This is a genomic window from Paenibacillus sp. J22P59 (assembly GCF_059383895.1).
In genome coordinates, this window is record NZ_JBXENX010000001.1 from 450,947 (window position 1) to 467,730 (window position 16,784).

At 51.6% G+C, this 16,784-nt stretch carries 2 protein-coding genes (1 of these 2 cut by a window edge); both read left to right on the forward strand.

The genetic code is table 11. From position 1 onward, the window contains the following. A complete protein-coding gene (locus AC50YO_RS02100) occupies positions 1-13,194 on the forward strand; it encodes an SDR family NAD(P)-dependent oxidoreductase (RefSeq protein ID WP_494842615.1) in 13,194 nt (4,397 codons plus the stop codon). Next, a protein-coding gene (locus AC50YO_RS02105) for an amino acid adenylation domain-containing protein (protein ID WP_494842617.1) crosses the window boundary here: on the forward strand, positions 13,191-16,784 show its start. It continues 13,062 nt past the right edge of the window; 3,594 of the gene's 16,656 nt are visible here — the first part of the coding sequence; the start codon lies at positions 13,191-13,193; its stop codon lies off the right edge, out of view. Before AC50YO_RS02100 ends, AC50YO_RS02105 begins: the two co-directional genes overlap by 4 nt.

A 16,784-nucleotide genomic window follows, 5' to 3' on the forward strand; every position in this document is an offset into this window, starting at 1 on the left:
GTGATCATCGAGCAGTTTAATATAACGCTGAACAATCCTGTGGTGAGCCATCACAAGGCATACGATCAAGAATTGCTGCCGGGCTTGGCTTACATTGATCTCATCTATCAAACTTTTGATACGCATGGCTACGCTTATTCGGAACTTGAGCTTCGTCAGGTAACCCTTTATCGTCCCTTGGTTGTGGCACCAGACAGCGAAATCCAGCTCACCATAGCATGTAAGGAAGCTCAGGTCGGCAAATGGCAGATTAGCATCGAGGGTCAAGTACTGCAGAACGGTGGCAGATCGGATGAGAAAGTCCGCTATGCGAGCGCGGAAATGAGCAAGAGGACGCCAAAAACATACGATGAAACGCTGGTTTTTGCACATGTCAAAGCTGCGGCAAAGCATGTAGCCGATTTAGAGGAAATGTACGGGCAGTGCCGAAGGCAAGAGTTGGTGCATACCGGTTTTATGAAGGCTGAAGGATTGGTCTGCATTACGGACATGAACAGTGTAATGGAGATTGCAGTTGGTTCAGAGGCTCGACTTCATGCCGAGCAATTTCTATTTCACCCTGTACTTCTGGATGGGAGCGGGATCGGATCATCTCTTCTGATTTCCGCCCTATTCAAAGATGAACCGAGATTGTATCTGCCTATGTATTTCGAGTCCTTTTACGCAACCGAACCATTGCGCACCGATTGTGTAACCCGAATTCAGAACGCGTCATTGCGTATCGACAAAGAATTAATCTATATGACCCTAGAATTTTTCAATGCCTCTGGCAGCAAAGTCGCCGAACTGAAAAATATCGCAAGCAAGCTCGTTAGGTCAGCGGAGCTTATCCATCCAGAGCGCAAGAATCCGGAACGGCAGACGGAGGTTGGGAAGGCGGAGGAAATCTCCTCCCTTTCCCTTGCTTCGAAGCCTCAATCCGGAAGCCGAGAAATATACAGCCACATTGAGCTGTTTCTGCGGGAACTGCTGGCAGAACAGTTAGGCAAACCACCAGAAGAGCTGTCTACTCGATTGGGTTATTACCAAATGGGGTTAGATTCCGCGGGTTTGCTGCAGGTTGTCGAAGCGATGGGAAACCGGATTGGCGTTAGCCTGCCGCCGACCTTGCTGTTCGAATATACCACCATAGCCGAATTGGCGTCCTTTCTAGCCGAGCGTTACGGTGAATATTTCCTCACGCTTCCTTCCCAGATTCGGGAAGAACAGGCACAGGCACTTCCAGATGTACCGAAATCGGATAATCCTTTAGCCTCTCAGAAGGAAGAGAAGCCTGTTGTTGAACAGTTTAAGATAGAGGAGACTGCTCCTATACAGGCTGAACTAGAGGATATTGCCATAATCGGCATGGCTGGCCGTTACCCGCAGGCAGACAACCTTCAGGAATTTTGGAATAACCTCAAAGAGGGAAAAGACTGTATTACTGAAATTCCTGCCTCTCGTTGGGACTTACGGCGGTTCGAAGGCATCTCCTCAGCATCAGGGAAAAGCGTGTCCAAATGGGGCGGATTTATCGAGGATCCGGACTGCTTTGATCCCGAGTTTTTTCGGATATCGCCAAGGGAAGCGGAAACGATGGACCCCCAGGAGCGGTTATTTCTAGAGACGTGCTGGGAAACGATCGAGGATGCCGGCTATACGCCGAAGACGCTGGCTCAGCCAAAGGGACGGCACAATAGGAATCGCGTTGGCGTGTTTGTCGGAGTGATGCATAAGGATTATGCGTTGATCGGCGCCGAGGCCGTATCAAGTGACAATCTGTTCCCTCTGTCGCTGAACTATGCGCAAATCGCCAACCGAGTGTCGTACTACTGCAATTTTCATGGCCCGAGTATGGCGGTGGATACGGTCTGCTCTTCCTCATTGACGGCTGTTCATCTGGCGCTCGAAAGCATCCGGCATGGGGAGTGCGAGATGGCCTTGGCAGGTGGAGTAAACCTGTCTTTGCATCCAAATAAATACGTAAGCTACAGCGATATGCACGCTAGTGACGGGTATTGCCGCACGTTCGGCCAAGGTGGGGACGGTTATGTCTCTGGGGAGGGAGTTGGCGCCGTTTTGCTGAAGTCCCTAAGTGCAGCTGTGCGGGACGGAGACCGGATCTATGCGGTTATGAAGGGAAGTGCGATCAACCACGTAGGCACAGTGAGCGGAATAACCGTTCCCCATCCCATCGCTCAGGCCGATGTAATTGAGGACTGTTTGGCGAAAGCTGGAATCGACCCGAGAACGATCTCCTATGTGGAAGCCCACGGTACAGGTACATCTTTGGGTGATCCGATCGAAATTCAGGGCCTAGCCAAAGCTTTCGGAGCTTACACGCAAGATAAGCAGTTCTGTTCGATTGGTTCAGTGAAATCAAACATCGGACATGCCGAGTCGGCCGCGGGCATCAGCGGGCTATGTAAGATCGCGCTTCAGTTATACTATCAGACGCTCGTGCCATCCTTGCATTCGGAAGAGCTCAATCCGTATCTGGAACTGAATCAGACCCCGTTTTACGTGCAGCAGAAAACCGAGGAATGGAAGAGCCCGACGTTTACGGAAAACGGCAAAGAAATCCGCTGTCCACGCCGGGCGGGGTTAAGCTCCTTCGGAGCGTCTGGTTCCAATGCGCATCTTCTTTTGGAAGAATATATAGCTGAAGCCGTGCAGGAGAACGCGGAACCCCATGCTCGCGGAGCGGCTCCGGTGATTATTCCATTATCTGCGAGAAATGAGGAGCGCCTTCAGGCATATGCCAAGAAGTTGTCGGCCTATCTGCACGATGGGCTCCGTATCCAGGACCTGGCGTATTCGCTGCAAGTGGGACGGGAAGCGATGGAGGAACGAGTTGTTTTTATCGTCGATAACATCCCGGAGTTGATCGCTAAGCTAGAAGCGTTCGGGGAAAAGCAAGAAGTGCTGAGCGGTTGTTGGCGTGGGCACATCAAGAACTGCAGCAAAGTGGGGACAGATTTCTCCGTCGAGGAGCTGTCTTCAGACACTCTGCAGCAGTGGGCCACGCAAGGAGACCTTATTAAATTTGCTGAGCTGTGGGTTCAGGGGCTAGAGGTTGATTGGAATGCCTTGTACATAGGCACTCGTAGGCCGAGCCGGATTAGTGCACCGACGTATCCATTCGCACGGGAGCGCTATTGGATCCCTGAAAAAGCCCAGGCGCGCAAGCCTGACACCCTTGTCACGATTCACCCGCTGCTTCATGTGAATACATCTGATTTTTCGGTGCAGCGATTCAGTTCCACCTTCACTGGAGAAGAGTTTTTCTTAGCGGATCATGTCGTGAAGGGCCAACGTATTTTACCGGGTGTAGCTTATCTGGAAATGGTTCGCGCGGCTGTCGAGCAGGCCATAGGCACTCTAGATAAGGACAAAAGTTCAATTCGTATCAAGGATGTAGTCTGGCTTCGTCCACTTCGTCACGAGAAGGGAACACTTCAAGTCCATATCGGCCTTTATCCTGAGGAGAGCGGAGAGATCGCCTGCGAGATATACAGCGAACCGATTAGCGACGCGGCAGCTCCGCTTATCCATTGCCGATGTCACCTTGAATTCGTCTCCAATACGAATAGACCGCCTTTAGATCTAAAACGATTGCGCAGCGAATGCGGCACACAACTTGCCACTTCAGACGAGTGCTACTCGGCATTAACACAGATGGGCCTAGAGTACGGTCTTGGATTCCGGGGGATTCAAGAGCTGTATGCGGGTCAGCATTATGTATTGGCCCAAATTTGTTTGCCGCCTTCCGTGCGCCATACGGAAGACGAGTTCGTTTTGCATCCTAGCCTACTAGATGCCGGATTTCATTCGTCCATCGGATTTCTGGGCGATACCATTCGGCGTTTGGCGTCAGGCAGCGAATCGTCAAGCGGTCTTGCGTTGCCGTTTGCTCTTCAGGAGCTTGACGTCATTCGTCCCTGCACATCGGTCATGTGGTCGTTTATTCAATACGCCAAAGACAACGGCACGGGCGACAAAATAACGTCCTACGATATCGACTTATGCGATGAGCAGGGGAACATTTGCGTCCGCATGAAGGGAGCGTCAATCCGTGCACTAGAGACGGTAGCAGCACCCGGTTCCAAGGAGGAAGAAAACCGCGAAGCAGCCGAGGAGCAACCCTCGATCGGACACCAACTGCTATTGCCTGTCTGGGAATCGGTCTCGATACCCGAACGGTCAACTGCTGTTTCCATAGAGGAACGAATGGTAATCGTCGGGGGAACGGACGAGCAGCGGGAGGTTCTGCAACAATGCTATCCGCATGCTGTGGTCGTGCCTCTGCCGTTATCTGACGAAATCGAAAAAGTAGCCAAAAAGCTGGGAACCTACGGTGCCATTGACCATGTCGTATGGGTGGGAGACGATGATCAACCGGATTCCTTGTCCGACGACGCTTTGATCGTCAAGCAAAATCACGGTGTGATGGAAATTTTCCGGATCATGAAAGCCCTCCTCCGTATGGGGTACGGGATGAGTGGATTCAGTTGGAGTCTTGTTACGATTCAGTCGCAAGCCGTAAATGAGCATGAATCCATTGCGCCTGCCCATGCTGGTATTCACGGCTTGGCTGGTACGATGGCCAAAGAGTACCCGCAGTGGAAAATTCGCATGATGGATATGGAGAAGGGGACGGCTTGGCCAGTAGATTCGATGTTTTCCTTGCCGGCAAGCCGTCATGGGCAGTTATTCGCCTATCGGAACGGGCAATGGTATGAAAGGCAACTGATTCCTTACCGCCCCGAACCAGCCAGACGAACGCTGTACAAGACCGGCGGTGTATACGTAGTGATTGGAGGCGCTGGGTATATCGGCGAAGTATGGAGTGAATATATGATTCGCACCTACAAAGCGCAGATCGTCTGGATCGGACGCAGCAGGATGAATGTGTCGATTCAAGCCAAAATCGATCGGTTAAAGCGCTTGGGGCCCTCTCCGGAATATCTTTCGGCGGATGCATCCGATCTGGATGCGCTGAGGCAAGCATATCAAACCATCAAGAAACGGCATCAGCGGATACATGGCATCGTTCATGCCGCAATGGTGCTGTCCGAGCAAAGCTTGGAAAATATGGAACCGGCGGAATTCCGCAGCGGACTGTCCGCTAAAGTGGATACCGGTGTGAGAATGGCTCAAGTCTTTCAGGATGAGCCTTTGGATTTCGCCCTGTTTTTCTCTTCACTCGTAACCTATATCAAGAATGTGAAGCAAAGTCATTATGCTTCCGGCTGCGCTTTTGCGGACTCTTTTGCCCATTGGATTTCCACACGGCAGACGTACCCGGTAAAAGTCATGAATTGGGGGTACTGGGGCAACGGCGAAGTGGCAAAGGACGAACAATTCGTCGGCTTGTTCGATCAGATTGGCCTCGGCTTGATTCAGCCGGAAGAAGGCATGGCGGCACTCGAAGCGCTGCTGACGGGCCCGGTCGACCAGATCGCTTTAATTCGAACGACGAAGCCGATCGTCGTGGAGGGGATGAATCTCGAAGATCGAATGGAAATTTATCCATCCGAGGAAGAAAAGCTTGTTCAGGTGAGCCAGCTTCCCATTCCAAGGAGAGAGAGTCTTCCTAGGGCTTCGAATAAGAACCAAAGCCGCGAAATGGAACAGCTTCTCTACAAGCTGCTTTTCAGTCAACTGCAGTCTCTAGACTTGTTTGCGATTTCGCATGTAACGCCTTCCGGCCTGATCTCTTCCTGCAAGCTGGTGGGGTTATATGAGAAGTGGCTAGGAGAAAGCTTGGCGATTTTGGCTCGCAATCACGTTCTGGTTCAAGAGGGAGACACCTATACGGTTGCGCATTCCGTTCTCTCCGATCGGGCGGAGCTCTGGCAAGAGTGGGAAGCGAAAACCGCAGTTTGGCGGAGCGATCCTAATACGAGAGCCATGACGGTTTTGGTGGACGCAACCGTTCGTGCTTTGCCGGCTATTTTGTCCGGTCAAATTCCGGCTACCGATATTATGTTTCCGGATTCCTCAATGGAGCTTGTGGAAGGCATCTATAAGCACAATCCCGTTGCGGACTACTTTAATGAAGTACTGGGAGATACTTTAACGGCCTATCTGCAGCAGAGGGTGAAGCAGGATTCCAAGACACAGCTGCGTATTTTGGAGATCGGAGCCGGAACAGGGGGCACGAGCGCTGGCCTTTTCCACAGGCTGAGACCTTTTCAGGAGCATGTGCGGGAATATTGTTACACGGATGTTTCGCGAGCCTTCTTACTTCATGCTGAAAAGGAATACGGCCCTGATAATTCTTATTTGACTTACCGCATTTTCAACGTAGAAGAAGCAATCGCGGGACAAGACGTGGATGCGGGTGGCTATGATGTAGTGATTGCGGCCAATGTGCTTCATGCCACCGCAAATATCCGCCGAACTCTGCGCAACGCCAAAGCCTTGCTGAAAAACGGTGGACTGCTCTTGTTGAATGAAATGGCGGACAACAGCCTTGCGACTCATCTGACGTTCGGGCTGCTTGAAGGATGGTGGCTGCCGGAAGATCCCGAGCTGCGAATTGCGGGCTGTCCCGGTTTGTATCCTGAAGCTTGGCAGCAGGTGTTAATCAGCGAGGGCTTTCCTTCGGTGATTTTCCCGGCTGGAGACGCACACGGTCTGGGCCATCAAATTATCGCGGCAGCAAGCGACGGCGTGATCCGGCAAAAGCAAGGATCTCCATCCCCAGCAGTTCCAAGGAAGAAGAGCGTAGGAGACTCGAAGAACAACCAATCGGAACAGTGGAACTCTGACGGGTCATCGGGCCAAGCAGCGGATGAGATTCTGAGGGAAAAAGGAACGGCCTATCTTGCCAAGCTGATTGGGGACACTTTGAAAATCCCAGCCCATAAGATTGATTCCTCCACTCCCTTGGAGATGTACGGGATCGATTCGATTGTCGTTGTCCAGTTGACCAATTCGCTTCGGAAGGTGTTGGATCACGTGACTAGCACGTTGTTCTTCGAGTATCAGACCATCGATGCGCTCGTGGAGCATTTCATGCAAACGCAAAGGGATGCTTTCATGAAGCTGATGGGTTTAGAAGCTCGCATGGAGCTCAATGATACAAAAGAAGTCAGCGATTATGAATCGCCACGGGAAGTCGAGCCCGTTCAACGTACGAATAGATTCCGTTTGTACGAAAGACCCGAAGACGGTGGCAGCAAGGAACCGGGAGGACTTGAAGCAGGGCTCCGTGATGTGGCAATTATCGGTGTGTCAGGCAGGTACTCCAGTGCGGGAACCGTAGGAGAATTGTGGAGGAATTTAAGAGAAGGAAACAATTGCATCAAGGAAATTCCCAAGGAGCGTTGGGACTGGAAGGAATGGTATCACAACGATAAAGGTAAAAAAGGAACAATCTATTCGAAATGGGGCGGATTTATAGACGATTATGACCGGTTCGATCCTTCCTTCTTCCAAATCTCTCCGCTAGAGGCGGAAAGAATGGATCCTCAGGAACGAGTGTTTTTGGAAACAGCCTATGCGAGCATTGAAGACGCCGGATATACGCCCGCGAACCTTTGCACAAGCAGAAGGATCGGTGTCTTTGTCGGGGTGATGAACAAAAACTATCCGACGGGCTACGGCTACTGGTCGATGGCCAACCGGATTTCGTATCTGTTGAATTTTCAGGGCCCGAGCCTGGCTGTGGATACGGCATGCTCTTCTTCGTTAACTGCCATCCATTTGGCTCTGGAGAGCCTGTACAGCGGTTCGAGTGATTGTGCTGTTGCAGGCGGCGTGAATCTGATCGTAGATCCGGTTCATTATTTGAATCTATCGACCATGAAGATGCTCTCATCCGGGGACAAATGCAAGGCATTCGGAGATCAGGCCGATGGCTTTGTAGACGGCGAAGGCGTGGGAGCCGTTGTTCTCAAGCCTCTTGAAAAAGCGGTTGCGGACGGCGATCACATTTATTGCGTCATTAAGGGCAGCATGCTCAATTCCGGCGGAAAAACGAACGGTTATACCGTGCCAAACCCCGTCGCCCAAGGCCAGTTGATCAAGCAGACTTTGGAACGTGCGAATGTCCAGGCCCGAACGATCAGCTATTTGGAAGCTCACGGCACGGGTACTGCGCTAGGAGATCCTATCGAAATCGCCGGGCTGACAAGGGCATTCGAACAGGAAACTTCGGATCGGCAGTTTTGTGCGATCGGTTCGGTTAAATCCAATATCGGGCATTGCGAAAGCGCAGCGGGAATCGCGGCGGTGACCAAAGTGCTGCTTCAATTCAAGCATGGGCAGCTGGCGCCTTCCTTGCATACGGAGGTATTGAATGCGGAAATTGATTTTGGTCGGACCCCTTTTGCCGTTCAGAGGGAGCTTGCGGAGTGGAAACGCCCGGTCATCAACGGAAGACAGATACCACGGCGTGCCGGAATCAGCAGCTTTGGAGCGGGAGGAGCGAATGCCCATCTCATCCTAGAGGAATATACGCCGCAAGCCGTAGTGATGCAACCTGTTCAGCCGAATCGTCCTCATTTGATCGTGCTCTCCGCGAAGAACAAGGAGCAGCTCGGTGATCGGGCCAAGCGGCTGTTGGCGGCAATTCTTGAGGAGAGATACGCCGCAGACGATCTGATGCGGATCGCTTATACGCTGCAAATCGGACGCGAAGCGATGGAGGAGCGGGTCGGTTTTCTGGTGGAGTCTATCGCGCAGCTTGAGGAAAAGCTGAACGATTTTGTAAAAGGTAATGGAGAGGTCGAAGGCATTTATCGGGATTCTACCAAAATGAATAAAGATGCCTTGTCGATCTTTACGGCGGATGAGGATATGGACAAGATTGTGGATGCTTGGGTTTCAAAAGGCAAATATGCCAAATTACTCGAGCTTTGGGTCAAAGGACTGTCCATCGACTGGAATAAGCTGTATGGGAACGGTAAGCCGGTTCGCATTCCACTTCCCACCTATCCCTTTGCAAGAGAACGTTATTGGTATCAGACGCCTGAGAGAACGGATGGCTCCAGAGCTCGACTCCGTTTCAAAAGGAAGGTAAGGCCAAAAGGCGAAGAGCGGCTGCCATCAGCGGCTGCGGCGGACACAGTGGAAGCGTTCGAACTGATGACTTTTGAGGAGGTATGGAGAGAAAATCCGCTGCCGCAAAATTCTGGTTCCCGTGTAAAAACGCTGGTGTGCTTTCTTTCGAATGTGGAGTTGCAAAAAACAGTTGCCCAAACTTTAAGAACATTTGATGAGGAATTGAAGGTGCTGTTTGTCTCGCAAGGCGAGAGTGATGGCGATGCATCTTCAACCGTCTATCGGATAGACCGCCACGGAGCAGATACCTACGATAAGGTTTTCAAGGAAATTCAGGATAAGCATGGAAACGTGGATGCCATTTTTTATATGTGGCCGTTAGAGGATCCTGACTGTGTTCAGGATTACTCCCGAATCGTTTTCTTGCTGCAAGCCCTTCTAGCTGCGCAGTCCAAACCTTCACGACTCCTTCTGGCAGGCCAGTTTGGACAGGAGGCAGATCTCAACCGCTGTTATCTGGAATCGTGGATCGGTTTTGAGAGGTCCCTCGGAATGATCATGCCTCAGACCAAAGTATCCGGGGTCTATAAGGCAGTTCCCGATCAGAAAAGAATCGACGACATAGCAGATTGGCTGCGGAAGCTTTGGGGTGAACTTCAGGCAGAAACCGCCGAAACCGCTTTGTATCAGGGGGAGAAACGTTTTGTAAACCGCATCGAACCTTCGTCTCTTCAAGCGGGTGATTCCGGGCTAAGGACGAATGGCACTTATCTGATTACGGGAGGCTGCGGGGGTCTTGGGTTCTTGCTGGCTAAATACTTAGCCAAGCGATATAACGCGAATTTGATCCTTACCGGAAGATCGCCTATTGATCAGAAGAAAGAGGCCAAAATTGAGCAGTTGCTGACCTTGGGCAGCCGAGCCCATTACATTCAGGCCGATGTAAGCGATGCGCAGACAATGAAAGCTGGGCTGAGCGAATCAAGGGAATACTTTGGAACCATTCACGGCGTCTTTCATGCGGCAGGCATCCAAAGCTCGCAGAGCTTGGAGCAAAAAGAGATATCGCACTTCCATGAAATCCTGTCGCCCAAAATTCAAGGGACGCTTCTGCTGGACGATCTTCTGCAAGAGGATAATCTGGACTTTATCTGTTATTTCTCTTCGTCCTCCGCCATTTTAGGCGATTTCGGCTTTTGCGATTATGCGGTCGGGAATCGATTTCAGATGGCATACGCACAATACCGCAATGACCGGCAACGAAGTGGCAGAGCCATTACGATCAACTGGCCAGTCTGGAGGGACGGAGGCATGTCGATCGGCGATGCGGAGACGACCGAAAGCTATCTCCGCTCCAGCGGCCAACGATATCTGGAAACCGAGGAGGGACTGGGCATTCTGGAAGGCATGTTGTCCCAGCCTCAGTTGCAGCAGCAGCTTGTGTTGGTCGGACAGCGCAGCCGGGTACACCGTTTTCTGGGATTAGCTGAGGAGGCACGGCAGAAGCCGCTGTTAGTCGCACGTCCTCAGGGCAAAGGGAGGCGGGCGCACATGCTCGGCTGGAGTACCGAACAGTGTCTGGAAGCGGATCTCAAGGATTGGATCGGCGAGCTGCTCAAGCTTCCGCTTCATAAGTTGAAGCTGGATATTCAATGGATGGACTATGGATTTGACTCGGTTCTGTTAGCGGAGTTTGCCAATTGTTTGACGGAGCGATTTCAAGTGGAGTTTATGCCGTCTTTGTTTTTCAGCTACACCAATCTGGAGCAATTGATCCGTTATCTTCTCAAAGAACACCAGATCATAATGGAGGATTATTACCGGATAAGCCCTGTGGAATCTGCAGCGATCCAGCGGACTGGCACTTCTACTGAGAAAGATGCAGAAGGATACAGCAAGGGGAGATATAAAGCTGCGGCGAAGCGCGAAGCAACCGAGCTGCCGGAACCGATTGCGGTGATCGGAATGAGCGGTCGCTTCCCTCAGGCGGATCATGTCGAGGAGTTCTGGCAGCATCTGAAGAATGGAATCGGCTGCATTACGGAAATCCCCGCAGACCGCTGGGATTGGCGAGCCTATTACGGAAATCCGGACCTATATGAAGGGAAGTCCAATTCCAAGTGGGGTGCTTTTCTGAAAAACGTCGATCGCTTCGATCCGCAGTTTTTCCAAATTTCGCCCAAAGAGTCTGCAGAAATGGATCCAAGGCACCGCCTGTTTCTGGAGGAGGCTTGGCGAACATTTGAAGATGCGGGGTATATGAACGAGCGGATAAAAGGTAAGTCTTGCGGCGTTTACGTCGGTGTGGAAGAAGGGGAATACGCCTATTTAATCAAGGATTCGAGATATATCAACGGCAATCAAAATGCGACCCTGCCTGCACGTATCGCTTATATGCTGGACTTGAAAGGGCCTAATATGGCCATAACGGCGGCTTGTTCGTCGGGACTTGTTGCCATCCACCAGGCATGCCAAGCTCTTCGGCAGGGAGATTGCGAAATGGCGCTAGTCGGCGGTATCAACTTGAATATATCCAGTATGTCATATGCCGCCCTGAGCAAAGCGGAGATGCTTTCGCCGGACGGAGAGTGCCGCGTTTTTGCCCAAGAAGCCAACGGGTTAGTTCCCGGCGAAGCCGTGGCAGCTGTCTTGTTGAAGCCGCTGTCGAAAGCCATTGAAGATCGGGACGTGATCTACGGATGCATCAAGGCGAGCGGCGTCAATTACGACGGCAGAACTAACGGAATTACCTCACCTAGTCCGTTTAGCCAAGCGGAGCTTGTGGAAACGATCTATCGCAAGCATCAAATTAATCCGTTGGATATTCAATACGTCATGTCACATAGCACAGGGTCGAAATTGGGCGATCCTCTAGAGATTCAAGCATTGACAAGCGCTTTCAGCAAATTTACAGACCAGAAACAGTTTTGCACGATCGGCTCTATCAAGCCGTTGATCGGGCATACCTTTGCTGCTTCGGGCATTGTAGGGCTGATTGGCATGCTTAAGGCGATGAGAGACCGAATCATCCCGGGAACCCGCGACAGCGGGGCATACAATGCTTCCATTCCATTCAGCGAAAGCCCTTTTGTCCTGAACAGTGAGAATCAAGAATGGACGTCAAAAGACAACCGCCCTCGGCTAGGCACCGTCAGTGCAACGGGAATCAGCGGGACCAATGCGCATGTCGTTATCGAGGAATACGTTCCAGACCGTGAAGAAACGCATCATCCAGCGATGGAGCCGTTGGAGCCTTTCTCGCAAATCGTTGTCCTTTCAGCGAAAAATGAGGATCGTCTTCAGGCAATGTGCTCGCAGCTGCTGGATTATGTCGCATTCCGTTCCGAAATTTCGTTGCGAAATCTTGCTTATACGCTGCAGACCGGACGGGAGGCGATGGATTGCCGTCTGGCATTGGTCGTGGACGACCGACAGCAGCTTGTGGATATGTTGAGGGCGTATCTCCATACGTACAAGGACAGCAGAAAATTAGCGGCGTCCGGGCGAATCTATAAGGGGGAGGCAGAAGTTTCAGGCCCTCCTTCTGCCGAGGCCCTCCTGCCAATTTGGATTGCGGAGAGGAATTATGACCGTGTGGCTCACTATTGGGTAGAAGGCGGTTATGTTCCATGGGAACATCTGCATCAATTCGAGGGCGCACGGAGAATATCCCTGCCTGGCTATCCTTTTGCCGGAGAGCGCTACTGGGTTGAAGCCAGCCCATCTATCATCGACAGGACACCGGAGTTACCGGAAAGCAGATTGGACCTTCCGGCAGCTGGAGAGAAAATCGGGCAAGGGGCACAAAAGACGGTCCGTGAAACGATACGAGAAACCATCCATACCTTTGTATCTCGGGAGCTGAATCTCGCGAAGAGCCAATTAAAGACAGATAAAAAGCTTTTGGAATATGGAATGGATTCGATTGCGGGAAGAAAGCTGATGCGGCATATCGAAAGTGGTTTTTCGATCGAAGTAACCGGACGCGAACTGTTGGAGTATCCGACAATTGAGGCTTTGGCGGCTCACTTGGCCGAGAAGGCTGGCGAAGGTAACGGAACGAAGGAAGAGGAAAATGCCTTATCGGGAGCAGCCGCTGACTATAGCGACGGGCAAATCATTGAGAAGATGGAGCGGTTTATGCAAGGTGTAGGAGAGTTTGAGGAAGTTCAACAGATATTGGAAGGGAGCCAAAAGAGATGAAGCCTGCTGAGCTTTTGGATGCTTATAAATCTGGAAAGCTGTCTATCACCGAGGTCGAGGAACAACTGCGTCAATTGAAACAGGCATCTCTCCGGAGTCCTCTCTCTGAGGGTCAGAAGGGATTAGGGGCACTTCAAAAAATGTCTCCTGGGATGAGTGCGTATAATCTTCCCGTTTGCTTTCGGGTGCGTAATTCACTGGATGCGGATAAATTTCGGGAAGCGTTAAGATGGGTTCAAGTCCAATTCCCCATCTTAACCAGCATTGTGGAAGAAGACGATAAAGGGGTGCCGTATACGGTCGTCCAGCCATCGCAGACGCTCTTCTTTTCACAGTCAGATCTCTCGGGGTTAGAGCCTTCTGAAATTCTATCGTATGTCAGGGCTAGAGCCAATGAGCCCTTTCAGCTCGAGCAAGGTCCTCTGATGCGCACACATTTGTTAACCTTGCCTGCTCAGGAAACTATCGTTCTGATTACGTTCCACCATCTCATTTTTGACGGTATTTCTATGCTGTCATTCCTGAAGGCGCTCTTGGGCGCCTATCAGGAGCTAGTCGATGGCAGGCATCCGCAGCTCTCTTCCAATCCGGCAAGCTACCGTGATTTTGTCGAATGGGAGCAGTCTATGATAAACGGGAAGAAAGGCGCGGAGCACTTGGCTTATTGGAAACGGCAGCTGTCGGGAACTCTGCCTGTTCTGGAGATTCCCTCAGACCGTCCGCGATCTGCCGTTCAAACATTCAAAGGGCGAACTCATACCCATCTGCTGCCGAGCGAACTAGCCGAGCAAATCAAGTCATATGCCCGTTCTAATGGCACTAACCTATCTATCGTATATTTGAGTATCTTCAAACTGTTGATGTATCGCTATACACAGCAGGAGGACATCATTGTCGGCATGCCGACGATAGGAAGGCCGGAAGATCGTTTTGAGAGTATGATCGGATATTTCATCAACATGATTGCGGTAAGAAGTCAGGTTCTCGGGACTCATTCATTCTCCGAGCTTGTCCAGGATTTGCAAATGACGGTAGCCGACGGATTGGATCACGCTGCCTATCCATTCCCCCGTCTAGTTAAGGAACTAAAAGTTGAGCGTTACCGGGCGAGCTCGCCGTTGTTCCAAACCGTCTTTATGTACCAAAATTTTGTTCACACTGACGGTTTGGAGGACATATTGGCCGCTTGTCCGGCTCTTCATTTGGAATTGCTGGAGGAAGTCCGTCAAGAAGGGGAATTCGAACTGGCTCTAGAGGTATATGAACAGCACAACGGAATGGCTTTGAGCTTCAAGTATGATCCTGAATGTTTCGAGGCCTCTACCATTGAACGAATGATGAGGCACTATATCCACTTGGCGCAAGAAAGTATGGCAGATCCATCTATTCCTCTAGCCGATTATTCGCTGCTTTCATTAGGCGAGCAGGAGAAGGTGGTCGTGAACTGGAACGCCACACGGGCGGATTATCCGAAAGATCTCTGTATTCATGAGTGTTTGGCGGAAAAAGTTCAGCGGAAGCCGGATGCGGTTGCCGTCATCTTGGAGGAAGAAACCCTCACTTACCAACAGTTGGATGAGAAAGCCACGCTATTGGCTTTGTATCTTCAAAAACGTGGAGTAGGCTCGGAAAGTCTGATCGGCCTGTACGTCGAACGTTCTATGGAGATGATTATCGGGATCTTGGGGATTTTGAAAGCGGGCGGGGCGTATGTAGCTTTGGATCCAAACTATCCAGAGGAGCGGCTCAAATACATGCTTGAGGACAGCGGGATTTCTATCGTGCTGACGCAATCCAAGTTCAAGAAACGATTGAATTCTCTGATCAGGGAAGACGCTTTGGCGCTGTCTTTGGATCAAGAGTGGGAAGTTATCTCCCAAGCAGCCGAGCTAGATGTGAAGCTGAAGTGTGAAGTAAAGCCCCATCACTTGGCCTATGTGCTGTATACGTCTGGCAGTACAGGAAAGCCGAAGGGCGTTATGATTGAGCATCGAAGCATTATGAATACACTGCATTTCCTTGAGGCGCAATATCCCGTGGCGGATGAAGATGCTTACTTGTTAAAAACCAACTATATCTTCGATGTGTCGATATCCGAATTATTCGGCTGGTTCATCGGAGAGGGGCATCTTGTTATTCTCCCACCTGACGGGGAAAAGTCGCCGGAGCGTATTGCTAGGGCAATCGAGAAGCACCGGATTACCCATCTCAATTTCGTCCCGGCTATGCTGAATGCGTTCTTGACTTATGTGGCTGATCATAAAACCTTTAGCGAACAAAACTCCGTTAAATATTTGATGGTTGCGGGAGAGGCATTCCCCAAGGAGCTTGTGAAAAAGACCGTCGATGTCTTTAAACAGAGTCGTGTGGAAAATATTTATGGACCGACAGAAACGTCTATTTATGCGACTTGGTTCAGCTGCACCCAAGAAAAAATAGAAAGCCGTCATACGCCGATTGGAAGGCCGCTTGCGAACACGCGAGCGTATATCGTTGACCAGAAGCTGCGGCCGGTGCCGATTGGCATCCCCGGCGAGCTATGCATTGCAGGTGACGGGTTAGCCAGAGGCTACTATAACCAGTCAGCGCTGACAGCGGAGAAGTTCGTCGACAACCCGTTTCAACCGGGGACGAGGCTTTACCTAACGGGCGATCTGGTACGGTGGCTGCCGGATGGACGGATCGAATATTTGGGACGAATCGATAATCAGGTGAAGCTGCGGGGGTTCCGCATCGAGCTCGGAGCCATCGAAAGCCAGCTCGGCGAGCATCCTGGCATCGAAGACGCCGTCGCACTCGTCAAACAGTCCGGCGAGCATAAGACGCTCGTTGCGTACTATACCACCCGTGAGGGCAAGACCGCTCCAACAGCAGGCGAACTGCAAAGTCACCTGAAGATGGGCTTGCCTGATTATATGGTACCCGCCCATGTCCTTCGAATTGACCGAATGCCGCTGACGCCGAGCGGTAAGATCGACCGCAAGGAGCTGGAGGCCCGGAAGGTGACCGTACAGCGAGAGGGCGCCAAAAGCTTGCCGGAATCCCGGGTGGAAGGGGCTGTCCTGGCGATCTGGCAGGAAGTGCTGCAGGTCGAGGGTATTGGCAGCCGCGATGGCTTTTTCGATGTCGGTGGGGACTCGCTGCTTGCAGTCGCTGCGGCTGAGCGCATTCGGAAAGAGCTGGCCTGCGAGTTCACCGCGATGGACCTGTTCGAATACCCGACCGTTCAAGCGATCTCCGCCTATATTGCCGGGCAGCAAGCGGCGGCGCCAAATGCGGATAAAGCGCTGGAAGACGACAGCAGAAAAGACGAAGGCAGCAGGCAACGAGGGGAGCGTTCCGCAGATCGGGCTCCGGAGCTGCCGGGAGCGTATCGGGACAGCTTGGCGATTATCGGCATTTCCTGCGAGTTCCCGGGGGCGGGAAATCACTTCGAGTTCTGGGACAATTTGCTCGCAGGCAAGGAGAGCATGAAGTTTTTTACGAAAGAAGAACTACGTGATCTGGGCGTACCGGAGGAGCTGGCGGAGAACGCGGCCTACGTGCCCGTGCAGTCCACCATTGAAGGCAAAGACCGATTCGATCCGGGT